The following is a 17,240-nucleotide window of genomic DNA, read 5'->3' on the forward strand; positions in this document are numbered from 1 at the left end:
CCTTTCCCGCTTTCACACCCTTTCCTTACTCTGCCGAAAGGGCCGAGGGGAGCACCTCTGCGAGGTTTACTGGCATTTGAGCATAACGAGTCCGATACAACGTGCAGCGGTCTGACTGAAACTTGATTCGGCGAGCCCAGGACACCAACAGCTTGTCCACCGACGCGTTACCTGTCCCGTCCTTGATCATCGCGGCGGCTACCTCACCGCTCTTAAGAATGGACAGCGTCAGAACTGGCAGGGTGTTTGTGATCGACGAATGCTCGGGTTCAGTGCCCACGCCGTAAAGCGGGTCGGAAGTCGTTGACTGAACCTGAGCAAAGAGATCCTTCGTGCTGGGAGCATAGGTTTGCACGAGGTGGCGGTCTGGGCAGAGCCGATCTGCCTCTTCAAACGGATAAGCCGGCGCGGGTGGTTCTGGTGAGGCTACGGTTGTGTCCGACGTTGCCAATAGCAAGGTCAATGCAATCGTCGTCAGGGCATGTCTCATATGACTTATTCCGCGGGAGAATTGACGTTACCACACCCTTTTCGAGTGGTGGACCACTTGGTGTCGGGGAACGACTTGGCGCGTCGGGCGCCATGCTCTGAGACGCATCAGCAGCGCGGTTTTCCTGGGGCCTATGGGTGTCTTATCTTTCTGGTGTCTTATCTTTCTCTCGGCGCATTGGCTGAAATCTGAGATCGGGGCCAGAAACTTCTGAATTGTTGGGTGTCCCAAGTTGCGCCTCCAATCGATCCAAGCATGCATCGACCAGGAGGCAATAATACACTGAACTCGAAAATTCCTGTCTCAAAGCTATTGACGCGTTCCGCAGCAAGCAGCTTGAATTGAACGGATACACGAGTAGGGTTGAGGTCCACTTCGATGGTGGACGCGAGCCTCGTGCGTTTATCTATGACCACACGGGCAGTGAAGCTGATGAAGTGATCTTGTCCGCGGGTGGGGCCATTAGGTGACCGTAAAGTGCCGGTTGATGGTCAGTTCGTTGGATTGTTCCCCCACGGGCCCATGGGGGAGCAAATCAAACCGTCCCAGTGAAGTCCTTCAACATGCGAGTCCAAGTCGGGCACACGCTGAGCGAGAGCCGGGCAGGACGTCAAGACTAAGGCCTTCAGGAAACGTGATGAGCGATCTAGTTATTCGTGCAGCCGTTTCGCGCCAAGTCGTCAAAATAGGATTGGCATTCGGCCTTATGTTCAATCGCATTCTGTAGCTCTCGAATTGAGTTCTGTTGGGACGAACCCAATACTGCGGAAGTGAGCCCGCCAACGCCTGCGCCCTCAAGAACGATACTTCGAGATTGAAGGTATTCGGTCATCCGCGAGTACCAGTTGTTGATACCAAGCTCATTTCCAAGCACCTGAACGCCGACATAGCAATTGAACGCATCGACGGAAAGGCCAACTATCGACCAGAATGATGTTCCAATCTGCATGCACTCTTGCGACGCTTCGGCAAGGAGCTCAACGCCAATCTGCTCGAAGTACATGTCCGGGAGCGGATGGTCTCCAACGTTGGCGTATCGCTCCATGTAGTTCGAAAGAGCTCCATTTGCGCCTGCCGACATCAACCTACCAACCCCGGACGTAGGATCAAAGTCGGGTGTGTCATTTCCAAGCGCAGTTGCCACCCCAAGACTAGGCATAAAATAGGTGTCATCGTTATCGCATCCGCTTGGGCCATCAGCCCTCATTGCTGAACACAGCGTGTCGTCGCCATTAGGCCCCGACGTATCACCGAGGGTCGGTCCTTCCCAATCGTTTGAGCCATTGTCATCCCACCAACCCGTCCAAGAGAAATGGTCATGATCCCAAGAGGGGGTACGAAATTCCACGATGGATTGAATGCCGGGCACCCAAAACCCAATAACATTGCAATGCGTAGAGTTACTGTCTGGAACTCCAACGCACTCCGGCATGTCCTGCCACTCGCCGCAAGTATAGTCTCCTGGTTGGCAAATCAGGCTCGAGGGGCTCGCACTTGCATAATTGGAGTGCAAGCCGCCATAAGAACCAAGGCCAAATAAAAGACCGATTTTCACTAACCTAGGCAAATCAACTTCCATTAAAAACCTCCTCAACGTCAAGATATAAAAGCCCATTAGAAATTCCGACAGGCATTGAACTACGGCGTAACAAACAGCCAAAACGTGTCTCCGATAGGCGCTCCTTTGTCAAAAATTCCCCAACATCTACGTTGCCTGATACTCGCAAACGACGCACAAGCGTTCTCATAGCAGGATCCTTCGGTTCTGGAATCTGCAATGTTCGTTCATCAATCCCCTTAAGCGCCGTTCTATGTGCGAAACTAGAAAGATCGGACGTTCCCTTTGGTCGGAGAAAGACGTCAGTGTGGTCAAACGACGCAAAAGCATTCCCAAGAGCAAACACGTTCGATGGGCGGTAGCCTCTGTCGAATAGGTGCTTCATTGCTGCCAATCGAGCAAAGCGGCCGTTTCCGTCGGTCAGAAAATGGAATGCAACGACCCAAAGGTAGATTTGAACCGATTGACAGACTGCGCATCCGGTCGAGTCTGACTGCATTTGCTCCCAATCTTGGAAGCCGACTTCGAACGTTTCCGGGCCAGGAAAGACGTGTGCTGAATCGGACTCAGGAACCGCTGCGCCTATCCAAAGCGGGTAGTCTCTCACCCGCGCTCCAATAGAACTTGCAAACTCCAGGGCGAGTTCGATTACGCTCTTGCCCGAACGAATCTGCGCTAATGCCCTTGCAAACGAAAGAAGCCTCTGAGCCGACCGAAAGCTGCCACGGGTCTCAAGTTGCCGCCGGGAGAACGCGACATCAAACGCGCTACCAATTGCTGACCAGTCGACAATAGAACAACACGATTGAGTGTCGAACTCGCAAGGCGCTCGCGTGAAACCCTCGGGCAGCCAGCCAAACAGGTGCGTTCCCGCTACTGGAACTCGGACAAAGCGAATCCCTACCGAATCCGGCAACATACGTTCACCCAAGGTTGTACTGGAAGGATTTAAGGCCTGGACTTACAGGAAGCTCGATCCAGACGAGTGCGCAAAATGTGCTTCGGGTCTGGCTGGGATCGACTCTCATACATCCGCACATAAACGCCGTCAGCATCGGCATTCAGTTGTGAAAGCTGACTATCAGTAAGCGAGCCCTTGAGAGTTTTGTCGCCGACGCTAAAGTCCAAAACAGCGCCCGAGGGCTTTGAAACCTTCGCCACAACCCGTCGCCAGAAGTACATCTTTGCTCTGCCTTCCTCACTCGCCTGTAACAGCGTCCTAATAGAGGATACTTCTCCAGAGAGTAGAAACGCGGCCACGAGGTCACCGCCTTGTGCACGGTCTTCGAGTAGATTTAGGTCTTCAGGATGCCCGGGATCGATGGCCGTATTCAGGTAGGCCGCATAACTCGCAATCGGCGAGTCAACACGATCCCGAACGATTCGCCATACGTTTGACATGCGACCGTCGGTCAAGTTCTTAAAGCCGTCACACAATCTCTTAGTGTTCTCAAATGTAGCGCCGTACATCTCAAAATCCGCGCGGTCAATATCCTCCACAGAAGTAGCGCGATTGTATTGCGTGAGCCTGGGTTTCTCTGTTGAGCCAACGTACTTAGCGTTTTCGCGATAAACACGGCAACGCTCGACATCGGAGAGCAGCTGGCATGCGGTCAAGGGATCGTGCATTGCCTGTTCTAGTCGGCTTTCAAATGATTCGGCCAAAGGGGCGTAATCGAAAACTGGGGCATCGCGAGTTGGCGTTGCGCTCTTACTCGGAACAATCGCCTTCTCGAACTGGTGACTTTCGAGAAGCGCTTCCGAATCCGGGTCCGAGTCGGCCTGGGAGGGTAACTGCGGTTGATTTTTTTGATCACTCTGCGGTTGATTGCCCTCATCACTACGAAAGAAGGCTAGAGCAATCGCGATCGCTGCGATTGCAGCGACGCAGAGCGAGATAAGAAGTGTAGTGCGCGCTTTTACATTCATTGAATGGACACTGTTTGTGACAGACGGCCAGTATGCTAGGCGCCGTAACGAAATGGGTCAATTGAAATACGCTGGCAGTAGAGCCGTGATTTGCGCGGATTTCTCGAGTTTGAATATAGACACCTATTTAACCAAGCGGTTGAGCTTCTTCTAGGGCGAGAGATTCCAACAGACCGGCTCGTCTCAAGGATTTCTGTGGGTCCTTCAGAAATCACCCAATGCACGGGAATCTGTGATCAAGGAACATCGCCTCTGTAGCCCGTCTCAGAAGCCGATGAACATCCCGCCAGCGCGCGATCGTTCGTGAGGCCAACATCGCAATTCCCCTCTCAATCATCCACCCAAGCTCCAAATGAAGCGCACTGAACGCTGATGCGTTCGTCCATGCCATTCGGTCGGCAATCGTCAAGTCCTACTTCGCTGACAGCTCCGCTTGGAACTCTTCGCTCAAACCCTATTCTGGAAAGTCCTCGCCATCCTTGGCAGGTGCGAAGTTGAGCAAGCCCTCATCGGGGTGATTAGCGGAAGGGGTGATTAGCGGACATCCATGTGTTTCGATTAGCGGACATCCATGTGTTTCGCCGGTCCAGCTAGGTGCGGCGCTGTTCCCGTGTTCGGGAGTCTAGTGAAAGGACCTGCGGTCGAGTCTGCAGTGAGCGCTTGCAAAAAGGGGCAGAAACGCTCCCGATTAGGGTTACCGTGCAATGCCACACGCGCTGCCGCCACCGGAGCTGGACTTGAAGATTACCCACCTAAAGGCGTGGTCCAACGCAACACCGCTCAGTGCGCTCCAATTGGAGGTTGGTTAGATGATCGCGCCGGGGTCGGTGCGGGTCAGACCGCCACAGCTCGCCAATCGGAACGCGTCAATAGCTTTGAGACAGTAATTTTCGAGTTCAGTGTATTTTTGCCTCCTGGTCGATGCATGCTTGGATCGATTGGCGCGTAGTGACTTCGACTTCGATTTGCTGCGGCACGGGCGGGACAGTCACCACGGACGCAGCGAGTGGGTTGATGTAAACGATGTCGGGCGCCGCCTTGGCCTTCGGCGCACCGTTGACGAGGCGCTCTGGATATTCGCGGTAGGCGTCATCGAGAGCAGCATGCGTGGTGGCTTTGACCGCTTCGCTTCGGGAGGTATTGGTGGACATCCATGTAGTTCGCCGGACCGGCGTCGCGAGGCGATGTTCCCGCGATCGGGATTCGAGTGATTAGACTTGCGGTCGAGTCGGCAGGGCGCGCTTGCTACACGGGGCGAAGACGTGCCAGATGAGGGTTAAAGTGCAATGCCCCTCGCAGCTGCCAGCGACGTGGGATTTGACGATGACCCACCGACTGGTCTGGTCGAACGCAGCAGCGCTCAGCGCGCTCCAATTTGAGATTGCGTGGGTGATCGAGAGGGGACCGGTGAAAGTCAGAACGCCATAGCTAGCCAATATGCCCGGCGCGCTAGTTCGTATCCCACCAGCCAGTGCCGCTGCGTGTCGCGCGAACTGAATCAGTCGGTCCAGCGCACCCATCGCGGTGACGCGGCGCGTTCCGAAGCCACGGACTTGGTTATCCCATTGTTGGGGGTCTATCTTAAGTTCAGCCAGGATGGATCGCGTGCTGGCGGCGATTCGGCCAGACTTGCCTCGGTGCCGTTGGCGGCCGGTGTCGTCCACCAGTTGCAGGTAGGCTTTGTTGCTGAGACTCAACGCCTCCTGCGGCATGCCGGCAATCGGCCGAACGGGTCGGAATCGCAGCAACTCTTTCGCACGAATCTTGACGATGCGTTGGTAAACGCCGGTGTGCTTCGACTCGACGGTCTTTTCGGTCATCTTCGCCCGAATCGGGTTCAAGTCGGTGTAGACCATGGCCGCCAGCAACGCGCGTTCGTCAACTAAGGCCTGGGCTTTGAATCGGCCTTCCCAGAACCGCCCGGTACAGTCGTCCTCCCGGTTGGCCTGCCGCGCAATCGGCTCGGCGAGGCTGCGCATAAACCAGCTTAAACTGCGCAGCCGATCCCGATACGTTGCCACCCGCTCTGGCGCCGCAGCGATGTTGGAGATACGCGCCTTCTGTGCCTCCGGATCGTCGGAACCCGGGAACATCAGGCACCACCGCCGAGCCACTTCTTCATCCGACCATTCCTGTGCGGCCACCGCATCGACCTTCACCACCACATGCAGATGATTGCTCATGACGGCATAGGCGTAGATCGAGACTGAATAGGCTTCGGCCAACGCCATCAGCCGGTCCTCGACCCACTGGCGGCGGTAGTCGTAATTCTTGTCGTGTACCTTGTCATAGCCACATAGCCAGGCCCGCCGGACACAGCGACTGACGCAGTGGTAATAGCCTGAGCAGTTGGTCGGAACGGTTCGTTCGCGCGCTTGCGGCATGCTGATCGCCTTCCTTGGCGGGGAGTTGAGGGGATCTTGCCATTCCGCCAGAGCCGACGCATTGGCGGAAATCTGAGATTGGGGTCAGAAATTTCTGAGTTGTTGGGTGTCCGGTATGGTCCCTGAGATTTGGGTCAGAAATTTCTGAATTGTTGGGTGTCCGGGATTGTCGTCGGACACAGCGACTGACGCAGTGGTAATAGCCTGAGCAGTCGGTCGGAACGGTTCGTTCGCGGGCTTGCGGCTTGCTGATCGCCTTCCTTGGCGGGGAGTTCAGGTGATCTTGCCATTCCGCCAGACCCGGCGCATTGGCCGAAATCTGAGATTGGGGTCAGAAAATTCTGAATTGTCGGGTTTCCAGTATTATTGGCGACTCATTGCTCTGAGACGGCTCAGTGGCGAAGGTTTCCTGGAATCGTTGGGTGTCTTACCTCCCTCACTGTGTGAAGGGGTACTTGCAGCAGGCAGCCAGAGCCCACTATAAACAGGTTAGGCCCTTTAAACCGTGGCGACTTCGCAGCCCGGATCGATCTGGGCAGTCGCAGCGAGTTTGGGGAATCAAATGGCGTTTGTGTGTGTAACACTCTACAAGATTCGGAAGTGTGGATACTTCGAGAGTCTGATTCATCAGGCTCCCGCGATCGATTCCAGCTCTTCGGTGTGGACGGACATCGTGGATTGGGTAAAAGGCCTCAAGTCTGTCGGTGAATCAAGCACGTACTCCGCAACTGAAGATGATGGATTTCATCGTGCATTCTGTGTTGACGCCGTTCGTTTGAAGAAGCACGACGCCTATCTATTTTTCATGTGGAATGAGCTCGCAACGCAAGACAAGGGTGTGAGCGTCTTGCCAATGGGATCACCTATCGGACGGGCCAAGATTGCACCGGTCAAAATTGATGCGATGGACATGCCGGGATACCCCTCGTATTTTTGTGTTGTCCCTGCCAGTGGACATGTAGTCAATTTTCGCTACAGCGATCGGCTAAACGGCAGTCCCGCTTTTCAGCGCTACGTCACCGGCTTCCTTTCTGGATTCTCGCCGATGGTTGTTCGGGACAGCGCGGAGCAGACACTCATCCTCGGATATGGTATTGGCGGGACTGTGAATCCAAAGGCTGCTTTCCCACTTTTCGCGACAGGGGAAGTTCGAAATCCTGCAAACATCGAGTTGTTGCGAAATCGTTGTGCGGATATTCGGAAGGTTGTTGCAAAGGTACCCATTCGGCCGGTTATCGCTGGACAAAAGACCTTTCTCGACGCTGCCAGGGAGTTCGTGTTCCTTCCAGTAAACAATCGACTGAAGGCGAGCATTCCGTTCCGGTACGAATTTAAGACTAAGCTAACATTGGCCCAGCTGAACACAATTATTTCTGGCCACCTTCAAGATGGGGATAAACATGTCGCGACTGACATCGGGTTCACGTTTGCCAAGGAGTCTCAGAGTGTGAAATGGCTAAGTGGCGGGCTCGCGCGAGACGAGATTGATTTGAATATCCAATTTGACAAGCATGACAGATTGGATTTCCCTACACTTGCAAAAGCAATTGACGGTTCGCTTGACTCTTTGATTAAGGGGCTTCAAGAGAAATGAAGTGGTCCATTCCAACGATCGTGTTTTCAGTGATTGGCTGCCTCTTGGGCTTGCTCACGCCTGTAGCTGCGTCTTCACGCATGACTGGAATCTTGGTTGCACTGATTTCGCTTTCCGGCGTTACGGTCACAGTCTTTGGAATCTGGGTCGCCATAATCTTCCCGAAGCTTGTTTCTGAAGTCGAATCGGGTGGAAAGACATCCGGTGATGCCGAACGGCAAAAGTATGATGCGCTTATCGACTCATTGTACAGCGCATGCCTGACTATGTGCGCCGGAATGATCGTCCTCATGGTGCATGCATTCTTCCGGAATGAATCTCAGTGGCTGCTTCGGGCGCTGGGAATTTTCTGCTGGTTGTCACTTTTCTCAATGATTCGGTCGCTTTGGATCTCCGTGATGAGCGGGGAAGTACTTCTGGCGAACGAAGTGAACAGAGGTTTATTGGCAGGGCTGACGCGGCGATTGATTCGGGATAAGTCTCAATAGGGCCCTCCGTCCGAAATCATAGCCTCGAATCCTTCAAGCTTCTCTGGTTGTGCGATTTGGGGCCTAATTGATGATATTTTGATTTGACGTTTTTCCGAGTGTGTTGCCGCACGGCGCGGCGTTGTCGGCTAGCTCAGTTAGCTCGGAACTCCCGGCTAAATGAAAGGCTGCTGCCCCTTTGGCTCGACGAGCAGTTCCGTGAAAGCGGCTGACTGCCATCCAGCCAAATTTCGCGACGCTCGGCGAAGCGCGCGAGCAACGGGCAGGTTGTAATGACTTAGTGAATTCCTTTGCATTGGCGAATTTCTGAGGTTTTGCAGAGAGACTTCTGAATGGCTCTGTGTCGAGTGGGTAAGGGTGCTCTGCCGTCGAGAATGAGTGCGTCGAATGGTCTATTGACAATCTGCAGTAGCTAAGAAGTACGCTAGGTCTGCCAGCCGGCACGCTACTTTGGAAGCCAACTTGGAACGTTCGTCAGAAGGTAGTTTGAGGACAACGCGGCGCGTGTCAGGTCACGACGCGCCTGTTTCTGCCCGCGAGGATGATGACCTTGGTCGCTGGTCGGTTGCTAGATCGATCCATAGAGTGATCAATTCTGCACCGGCTGGCTGGTCGACGCGAATTGGCATCTACGGTCGTTGGGGCACCGGCAAGACGAGCGTTCTCAATTTTCTCCGGCAGATGCAAGAGGAATGCAAGAATCTTGTAGTGAGCCTATCTGCATGGAATGCTGACGGCAGTCTTGGAGTTATTGACCTTCTCTATGAGAGCCTTCGGGACTCTCTTACCGAGAAGAACATTGATGCAGAGTCACTTGGTCTAATCAAGAGTTTTGTTCAACAGCTAGCAAAGGTAGCAAGGGGTGCCGGCGCCGACCGTGCCCTTGTTACCGGATTGAATGTAGCTGCCCCGGGAGTGGGGAGTTCAGCTCAAGCACTCGGAAGTTTGGCACTTTCAAGCCTTAGAATCAGCAGAAAAGACGTCGATGAGTTGGTGGGCGTCATCCACAAGAATGGATTTCAAAGGGTCGTCGTATTCATTGACGACCTCGATCGCGCCGACCCAAGGCTTTTGCCTAAAGCGCTCCTTTCTCTTCGTGAACTTCTTGACTGGCCTGACTTTGTATTCGTTCTGTCGTTCGACAAGGACATAGTCGCAAACGCCCTTGGGGAATACTCAAAATCTTACGGAGAGGCTGCTGATCGCTTCATCGAGAAGATTGTCGATGTGTCATTTCTGCTACCAACCCCTTCGCAACGTCAGATGAGACAGCTGTCAAGTCGTATTCTTGCGGAATGCTGTAGCTTTATTCCCGAGGAAACAAGAGACCTGATATGCGGTCGGATGCCACCAAACCCCAGGACTGCCAAGCTTATCGCAAGGACGCTAGGCTCAGTTCGAGAGGTAGCAACGCGTCACGGCCCTGATGAGATCGACTGGTATGCTTTAGCGATCCAATGCGTTCTGAGGATCGTCGCGCCCAGACTTTCCTTGGCAATAGAACGTGAATTCCTGGGGCAAGACTTCGTAGTCTTCAAAAGCCTTGGCACCAGTTTTCTGGACAATGACCAAGTGAATTTGAGAATCCAGGGATTAGTAGACTCGCTTTCGCCTTCAGATTCCAGTAGCGAGTTCAAGTCTTGGCTTACTGAGCTAGTTGGAGCAGTGAGAGAAGCTAGGCTTCACCACAGTGACGAACGCATTTCTTACGAGATGGGCCTCCTGACTACTGAGCCTGCATTTACTTACAGAGAGCTGCGGTCTTTGATTGAGCGCTGGGACTCAGACAGGATCTCGCAGAATATTGCAGAAGAGATCCGCGCTGCCTCGGAACGTGGTCACTGTGATGTAGGAGACGCAGCCGAGAGCCTCATAGTGATGTCCCTTAAGGCTTACAGTCAGTCCTTAGGCAACCTCGCGCACTCGCTCGACACCGTTCAGTACGAGGCATGCCTATACATTGCTAAGAGGACTCTGTCTTTCTTGTGCTATCTCTTCGATCAAGACACTCACCTTCATTTGCTAGGGAGGGTCTGAACAAGTCGGTTTTTGGCGATGGATTCCGTCCTCCGGATTCTCAGGCGGGTTTCGGTCGGTGATCCGTTAAGTATCCTTCCTAATCGGTATCGTTCTTCACTTGGGAAAGCGGTTCTGGCGCTACTTTGCCCCTCTTTCGTGATCAGCTCGCGAACTTCGGGCGCAACTCCCCTGCAGTTTCAAGTAGCACTTTTCTGACACGATGCAAATTGGCCAGCGCGAACAGGGTGACGATGTGACTGGTGTTCTTGGCCAATCCCTTGAAGCGCGCCTTGTTGTACCCAAAGAAGCACTTCACCTTCTGAAACGCATGCTCGACTCGCGCGCGAACCTGCGCCTTCCTACGCTCGATCTTCACGATATTGCTCTTTGCCCGACCTTCTTCCATCGCCTTGATCGCGCTTCGGCGCATCGCAATCCTCCACTCAGGGAAGCGCTGCTTGCGCGGATGGTTCTCGCGCATGTTTTTGTCGGCGCCCTGGTAGCCCGCATCTGCCCATACTGTCTCTTCCTTGCCGTGCAGCAGGCTTTCAACGTGATCAACATCGGCATCATTGGCTGCCGACGTCACCACTGTGTGGACCAGACCACTGTCAGCATCCACGCCAATATGCGCCTTCATGCCGAAGTACCACTGGTTGCCCTTCTTCGTCTGGTGCATCTCAGGATCCCGCTCACCGTCTGAGTTCTTCGTCGAACTCGGTGCCGCGATGATCGTCGCATCGACGATCGTGCCACGCTTCAGCAGCAAGCCCTTGCGCGACAAATGACCGTTGATCCGCTCCAGTATCGACGAAGCCAAATCATTCGTCTCAATCAGACGCCGAAAGTTCAGGATCGTCGTCTCGTCTGGAATGCTGCCGCTCAGCGTCAGACCGGCAAAGTTCCGAATCGACACGATCTCATACAGCGCTTCTTCCATCGCCGGATCGCTCAACCCAAACCAGTTCTGCATCAGGTGAACCCGGAGCATCACTTCAACGGGGTACGGGCGACGGCCGCGACCGGCGACCGGATAAACCGACTCAATGTCCTTCAGCAATGCTGCCCACGGCACGACTTGCTCCATCTCGGCTAGGAATACCTCCCGACGCGTCTGCTTCTTCTTAGCCGCATATTCCGCGTCACCGAAACTCATCTGGTCCATGCTGAAATAACCTCGCCGCAACACCTGTATCTAACCAGAAATTGCGGGACTTGTTCAGACCCTCCCTAGGGGCTTCGCGGAGATCTTCAAGTTGCGTCGCGCTAATCAGCACATTTGGTGAGTGGAGTCATTTCGATTCCAATTTTGGCGATATTCAGCTACGAGAAGTCGAGGCACGGCTCGCTGAACGAGTGATTCCAGCCTGCAGTGACCCTTTAACTGTCTTCGCTGCATTGGACATTAAGCGCTTGGGAGCGGAGCTGGGCCTAGGCCATAAGTCTTTGCACGGTGGCGCTAGATGGCGTCTGCAGGTCATTAAGTTGCTTGAAGCTCCAGTTTTCGAAAGGGTTGTTCGCCTATTCTCCGAGCGAGGCGGACTCCTAACTGCTTCATCTACAGATACCTTCGACGGCTTGCTGCCGTGGCTCATTGAGAGTCCGCTCTCGCCGCTTTATGTTCACGCGAACGCATCTAGTCGGTTGTCAGCGATCTTTGTAGAGTCTTCAAAGTTGCCTGATAGCCAAGAGTCAGCTGCTGTGCGTAGTAACGCTTATCTGTTCCTTGAGCAACTGACTGGGGGACGCCGTTCCTCATCTTGGATTACTCAAGCCGAGAAACCGGAATTTTTCGAAAGGAATCGCGATATCATTGCCAGCGCATGGCTTTGTGCGGTCTCGGTGCCCTATCAGTATCGAGCACTGAATTCTCTACGCACGATCCATCAGTCGTTATTGAGTTGTGGGTTGCCGCTGGCATCGATACCTTTGCCGGTTTGGCTGGAAACAAAGCGAGACGAGTCAATTTAGCGACTGCTCCGAATAGCATGATGGCGCTTGTTGAGTCACGCCTCGTGTCTTTCGTTGGAAGTTTTGCGCTTGGATTGAATTTTCATGGTGAGCATGTGATTGCACGAGAAGGCGCGATACGGGTACGCACCAACTCAGTGATTCCAAAGAGCCGCTGTCCTGGAGATTACACTAGCGGTTCATGGGAACCCTCGGATTACAACGGCCTCACACCCTCTTCGCCACCCACTCCCCCAACTTCACGCGATCAATCTTCGCGTTATGGCGGATATCTACGGGGAACCCAGGATGGGGGTAGAAGTGGCGAATCGGCGATGTCACGGCGAATCTCGCACCAATCGCGCGCAATTCATCCTTGATCCGGGCCCATTGTTGTTTGGGCACGTGGGGGATCAGTTCGACGCAGATGGCGGGGGTGCGGAAGCCGTTGATTTGGACGCCGACTAGGGCGGTGCGTTTGACTTTGGGGTGTTGGTTGAACACGCCTTCGACTTGTTCGGGGTAGAACACGCCGTTGCCGGTTTCGATGCGGTGCACGCTTCGGCCGACGTACCAGAGGCGGCCCTGGTTGTCGAAATAGCCTAAATCGCCCATGCGGTGCCAGAGTTTGTCGCCTTCGACGATCTTGGCTTTGCGGGTGGCTTCGGGGCGGCGGAAGTACGAGAGAGTGGTCGTGGGGCCCAACACGACGATCTCGCCGATCTGGCCGGGTTGGACTTCGTTCTGGGTGCTGATGGTGGACACGGTCGCATCGCTCGCGCGGAGGATGCGGACGCGGTTTGCGGCGAGCGGTTTGCCGACGCAGATGCCGGCGCCTTCGCGGGTGCGTTCGGCCACATCGAGGATCTCGCGGCCTTCGATCGCGCACACGGGCAGGCATTCGGTGGCGCCGTAAGGGGTGTAGATCTTGGCGTCTTCCGGCAGCATGCGGTACAGGCGGGCGACGACGTCGGGCGATACGGGCGCGCCGGCCGAGATCACGCGCTTTAGGGTGCGGAGCTTGGTGCCGTGTTGTTCGCCGTAGCGGGCCAGGCGGTCGACCAGGGCGGGCGAGGCTGGTCATGCAGGCGCATCGGGGATTTCTGATTTGGGCCTCAGAAATTCCTGAGTCTGAGCGACCGCAAGGGTGACGGATTGCGCTGAGACGGCTTAGGGAGGGTCTGAACAAGTCCCGCAATTTCTGGTTAGATACAGGTGTTGCGGCGAGGTTATTTCAGCATGGACCAGATGAGTTTCGGTGACGCGGAATATGCGGCTAAGAAGAAGCAGACGCGTCGGGAGGTATTCCTAGCCGAGATGGAGCAAGTCGTGCCGTGGGCAGCATTGCTGAAGGACATTGAGTCGGTTTATCCGGTCGCCGGTCGCGGCCGTCGCCCGTACCCCGTTGAAGTGATGCTCCGGGTTCACCTGATGCAGAACTGGTTTGGGTTGAGCGATCCGGCGATGGAAGAAGCGCTGTATGAGATCGTGTCGATTCGGAACTTTGCCGGTCTGACGCTGAGCGGCAGCATTCCAGACGAGACGACGATCCTGAACTTTCGGCGTCTGATTGAGACGAATGATTTGGCTTCGTCGATACTGGAGCGGATCAACGGTCATTTGTCGCGCAAGGGCTTGCTGCTGAAGCGTGGCACGATCGTCGATGCGACGATCATCGCGGCACCGAGTTCGACGAAGAACTCAGACGGTGAGCGGGATCCTGAGATGCACCAGACGAAGAAGGGCAACCAGTGGTACTTCGGCATGAAGGCGCATATTGGCGTGGATGCTGACAGTGGTCTGGTCCACACAGTGGTGACGTCGGCAGCCAATGATGCCGATGTTGATCACGTTGAAAGCCTGCTGCACGGCAAGGAAGAGACAGTATGGGCAGATGCGGGCTACCAGGGCGCCGACAAAAACATGCGCGAGAACCATCCGCGCAAGCAGCGCTTCCCTGAGTGGAGGATTGCGATGCGCCGAAGCGCGATCAAGGCGATGGAAGAAGGTCGGGCAAAGAGCAATATCGTGAAGATCGAGCGTAGGAAGGCGCAGGTTCGCGCGCGAGTCGAGCATGCGTTTCAGAAGGTGAAGTGCTTCTTTGGGTACAACAAGGCGCGCTTCAAGGGATTGGCCAAGAACACCAGTCACATCGTCACCCTGTTCGCGCTGGCCAATTTGCATCGTGTCAGAAAAGTGCTACTTGAAACTGCAGGGGAGTTGCGCCCGAAGTTCGCGAGCTGATCACGAAAGAGGGGCAAAGTAGCGCCAGAACCGCTTTCCCAAGTGAAGAACGATACCGATTAGGAAGGATACTTAACGGATCACCGACCGAAACCCGCCTGAGAATCCGGAGGACGGAATCCATCGCCAAAAACCGACTTGTTCAGACCCTCCTTAGTGGCTCAGGCTTCGTAGGACTTATGGGTGTCTTAGCTTGCTTAGCTTCCAGCGCTCATAGCTTCCCCACAGTGCCCTCTAGATCTTCGGTGGCTCAAGGCTCATCAAATACTGCGCCATCTCGCGGATTGCCGCAACTTCTTCCGGCGCGTAGCGGCGAACAATAAATTGATCAAGACCCTCTCCTGGTCGGCAGTTCTGCGCTTCGAGGCATCTCGATATCGCCCAAACGCCGGCAGCGCCGCACTCATTGTGGTATCGACACTGCGCCAACCCTATTGCTGTTTGCTGCAGGTCTCTACCACGCTCTGAGTTGGGGTCGGCAACTTCCCTGACGCGGTGTGCCAATGGATTCTGTTCGAACCCCCCGCCTGCTAATGACTCGGCGGCGAGTGCGCGTACCTCTGGGTTGGCGCTTGATAGCATGGACTGAAGGGACGCTGCCTTCTCAGGGCTGTAGCCAGGCTGCGAGATAATCTGCTGCAACAGGGCAAAGTCAGGGTCTTCCGTCCTGACCCGATCAGCCGCCTCTGTCGCCAGATCGGCATCCAGTTCAGATACACCCGCACAACGCTTGGAAGTGAACTGCTCAAGTGTTGAACGAACTCCTTGGCGCTGCGTCTCGGAAAGTGAGGGCTCGATGCTCGGGTAGCTTTCCCGCAGAAACACGCAAAGTCGAGAAGCTGAGGCCATTGCACTTGCTTCAGCCGAAGGATGCAGATTTCTACTTCGAATGTCGTCAATGACCGATTGACTTGCGCCTCTGTCGTCTGCTTCGAGTGAGTCCACGCCGGTCACCGGAACTAGCTCGTCCCCGCTGATTTTTGGCATCTTGGCCTTGTCTTCGTTGTCAGCCACTTTGAGCGCATCCGGCGAACCGTTGCTGAGACTGGGCGGTGCTTCTGTCGTGATGAGTCCCGACTGGTCGCCAGCCGAACGGTTCAGGACAATGCCACCCACTATCACTGTCAACGTCACGATTGAAATTGAGATCCAACGCCACTTCACTTTCAAGCCTCCCGTAATGCCGGGCGAGTTATGCCCGGCATATCTCATCGCCCTTAGCTCATCTGCGGCTCACGACTTTAAAGGTATCAAGACAGCGCGGTAATCTGCGATGTCATGTAAGCCGGCAGAGCGAGTTGTCTTCTACTGATCCTCACTGCCTCGTACAGGTTAGCAGGGACCACCGTCGTACTTGTAGCTGCCACTGAGGATGTACGCGTTTCCAAGCCTCGTGAACTGTCGATAGCCATCGTCAACTGAGTACAGGATCGTTGAACCTGAGGCAGGCGCCGAGACACCAGCAGACGTCCAGATTTGGGGCATTCGTGACGTCATGTCTTGCGACGTTATGCTAGAGCAACTGTCTGCGTCGCTGTAGATCCGCTTGCCATCCAAGCTCACCTTTGTTCCAAAAGCGCCCAATCGGAGGTTGGTCTCTCCCAGAGCCGTCTCCCCATCGGCAATTCGAACTTCCCGCATGCCACGCGGCGGTCCCAATGCGGGTATGCCCTCGATCCAACAGGTCGCATAGGGCGTGCTGGTTCCGCCACCACTCACCGAACCCGTAACGCACACGAGCGTTGATGCGTCTGCGGCAACTGTACTTCCGGCGAGAACCACGACGACTGCAGCCATTTTTGCATGAAAATGAATCATATCCATTGACTCCTAGCGCGACACGAACTTCCATGTTCGATGATCGCAGTTTGGTGACCGCAACGTCCGTATGTCGCAGCCTTGTTGTGATCAAATGCGAAGTGCAGACGGCAATCGCTGGGCGCTCTATCATTGTGTTTGTAACGCACTGCTTCCGCTCTGCGCGATAACGTTATGTCAAACAACCGCCTCCATCTAGGTTTGTCTCGAACAAGCGCGCACATCTGCCGTTCCAGCTTTTTAAGGGGGTCAGAGTGAACGGCTTCGAACCTATCTTGGCTCGGCTTCCGCTTATGGCTTGCAACTGACCGATTAATCGAGACAGAGCGGCTGCGCGACTCAGCCGCTATCACGCGAGACGCCGCTTTTGATGGCTGCGCATGACACCGCACCACGGCACTTTACTCTGGGACGGCTCTGGGGCAGTGGCTTCATGGGATTTACGGGTGTCTTAGCTCCGGTACTCCCCCAACTTCGCCCGATCTATCTTCGCGTTATGGCAGAAATCCGCTGGGAAGCCGGAATGGGGGTAGAAGTGCCAAATCGGTGAGGTAACGGCAAACTGGGCACCAGTCGCGCGTAGTTCATGCTTGATACCGTGCCACTGTTGTCTTGGCACACGGGTGGTCAGTTCGACGCACTTGGCGGGAGCGGAACCCTTTGATTTGGTGGGTTGTCGGCCCGGCACGGCTGACGATCCGCGTCTATCGATTCATTGATGCGTCAGCGCTTTTCCGTTTTCCAAACGTGCAATCGCAACTTTGCC

At 54.9% G+C, this 17,240-nt stretch carries 14 protein-coding genes; 4 read left to right on the plus strand and 10 right to left on the minus strand.

Going from position 1 to position 17,240, the window contains the following annotated elements:
* Nucleotides 1-25 precede the first annotated feature (25 nt).
* From C7S18_RS19925 to C7S18_RS19945, 6 genes are all read right to left on the minus strand, one after another.
* A complete protein-coding gene (locus tag C7S18_RS19925) occupies nucleotides 26-490 on the minus strand; it encodes a hypothetical protein (RefSeq protein WP_106893214.1) in 465 nt (154 codons plus the stop codon).
* 646 nt (nucleotides 491-1,136) lie between these two features.
* Complete coding sequence (locus C7S18_RS24280) at nucleotides 1,137-2,069, minus strand: hypothetical protein (protein ID WP_146152027.1); 933 nt, start codon at nucleotides 2,067-2,069, stop codon at nucleotides 1,137-1,139.
* Entirely contained in the window at nucleotides 2,059-2,967 is a 909-nt protein-coding gene (locus C7S18_RS24285; protein ID WP_146152028.1) for a hypothetical protein, read from the minus strand. Before C7S18_RS24285 ends, C7S18_RS24280 begins: the two co-directional genes overlap by 11 nt.
* 29 nt (nucleotides 2,968-2,996) lie before the next feature.
* Nucleotides 2,997-3,977 carry a hypothetical protein gene (locus tag C7S18_RS19935; protein WP_106893216.1) on the minus strand — a complete coding sequence of 327 codons (981 nt, stop codon included), beginning with the start codon at nucleotides 3,975-3,977 and terminating at the stop codon, nucleotides 2,997-2,999.
* A gap of 896 nt (nucleotides 3,978-4,873) precedes the next feature.
* Entirely contained in the window at nucleotides 4,874-5,128 is a 255-nt protein-coding gene (locus tag C7S18_RS19940) for a hypothetical protein (RefSeq protein WP_106893217.1), read from the minus strand.
* 60 nt (nucleotides 5,129-5,188) lie between these two features.
* A complete protein-coding gene (locus tag C7S18_RS19945; protein WP_106893218.1) occupies nucleotides 5,189-6,361 on the minus strand; it encodes a transposase in 1,173 nt (390 codons plus the stop codon).
* A gap of 673 nt (nucleotides 6,362-7,034) precedes the next feature.
* Between C7S18_RS19945 and C7S18_RS19950 the strand changes: the two genes are divergently transcribed.
* The 3 genes from C7S18_RS19950 (at nucleotide 7,035) to C7S18_RS19960 (ending at nucleotide 10,480) form a co-directional block, all read left to right on the plus strand.
* On the plus strand, nucleotides 7,035-7,955 hold the full coding sequence (locus C7S18_RS19950) for a hypothetical protein (protein WP_146152029.1): 921 nt from the start codon (nucleotides 7,035-7,037) through the stop codon (nucleotides 7,953-7,955).
* Nucleotides 7,952-8,443: a hypothetical protein gene (locus C7S18_RS19955; RefSeq protein ID WP_106893220.1), complete on the plus strand. Its 492-nt coding sequence runs from the start codon at nucleotides 7,952-7,954 to the stop codon at nucleotides 8,441-8,443. The genes C7S18_RS19950 and C7S18_RS19955 overlap by 4 nt, the downstream gene beginning before the upstream one ends.
* 585 nt (nucleotides 8,444-9,028) lie before the next feature.
* On the plus strand, nucleotides 9,029-10,480 hold the full coding sequence (locus C7S18_RS19960) for a KAP family P-loop NTPase fold protein (RefSeq protein ID WP_170113378.1): 1,452 nt from the start codon (nucleotides 9,029-9,031) through the stop codon (nucleotides 10,478-10,480).
* Nucleotides 10,481-10,622: 142 nt separating this feature from the next.
* Here the strand turns inward: C7S18_RS19960 and C7S18_RS19965 are convergent, their stop codons facing one another.
* Nucleotides 10,623-11,627, minus strand: coding sequence for an IS5 family transposase (locus C7S18_RS19965; RefSeq protein ID WP_106889619.1), 1,005 nt, complete (start codon nucleotides 11,625-11,627; stop codon nucleotides 10,623-10,625).
* 1,013 nt (nucleotides 11,628-12,640) lie between these two features.
* On the minus strand, nucleotides 12,641-13,477 hold the full coding sequence (locus tag C7S18_RS19970) for an AMP-binding protein (protein ID WP_106893222.1): 837 nt from the start codon (nucleotides 13,475-13,477) through the stop codon (nucleotides 12,641-12,643).
* A gap of 174 nt (nucleotides 13,478-13,651) precedes the next feature.
* On the opposite strand from C7S18_RS19970, the gene C7S18_RS19975 reads away from it, so the two are divergent.
* Nucleotides 13,652-14,656, plus strand: a complete 1,005-nt coding sequence (locus tag C7S18_RS19975) for an IS5 family transposase (protein WP_106889619.1) — start codon at nucleotides 13,652-13,654, stop codon at nucleotides 14,654-14,656.
* A gap of 234 nt (nucleotides 14,657-14,890) precedes the next feature.
* Here the strand turns inward: C7S18_RS19975 and C7S18_RS19980 are convergent, their stop codons facing one another.
* Complete coding sequence (locus tag C7S18_RS19980) at nucleotides 14,891-15,868, minus strand: hypothetical protein (protein WP_106893223.1); 978 nt, start codon at nucleotides 15,866-15,868, stop codon at nucleotides 14,891-14,893.
* 120 nt (nucleotides 15,869-15,988) lie between these two features.
* Nucleotides 15,989-16,474 carry a hypothetical protein gene (locus C7S18_RS24290; protein WP_146152030.1) on the minus strand — a complete coding sequence of 162 codons (486 nt, stop codon included), beginning with the start codon at nucleotides 16,472-16,474 and terminating at the stop codon, nucleotides 15,989-15,991.
* Nucleotides 16,475-17,240: the final 766 nt, after the last annotated feature.

This window comes from Ahniella affigens (genome assembly GCF_003015185.1).
Taxonomy (GTDB): domain Bacteria; phylum Pseudomonadota; class Gammaproteobacteria; order Xanthomonadales; family Ahniellaceae; genus Ahniella; species Ahniella affigens.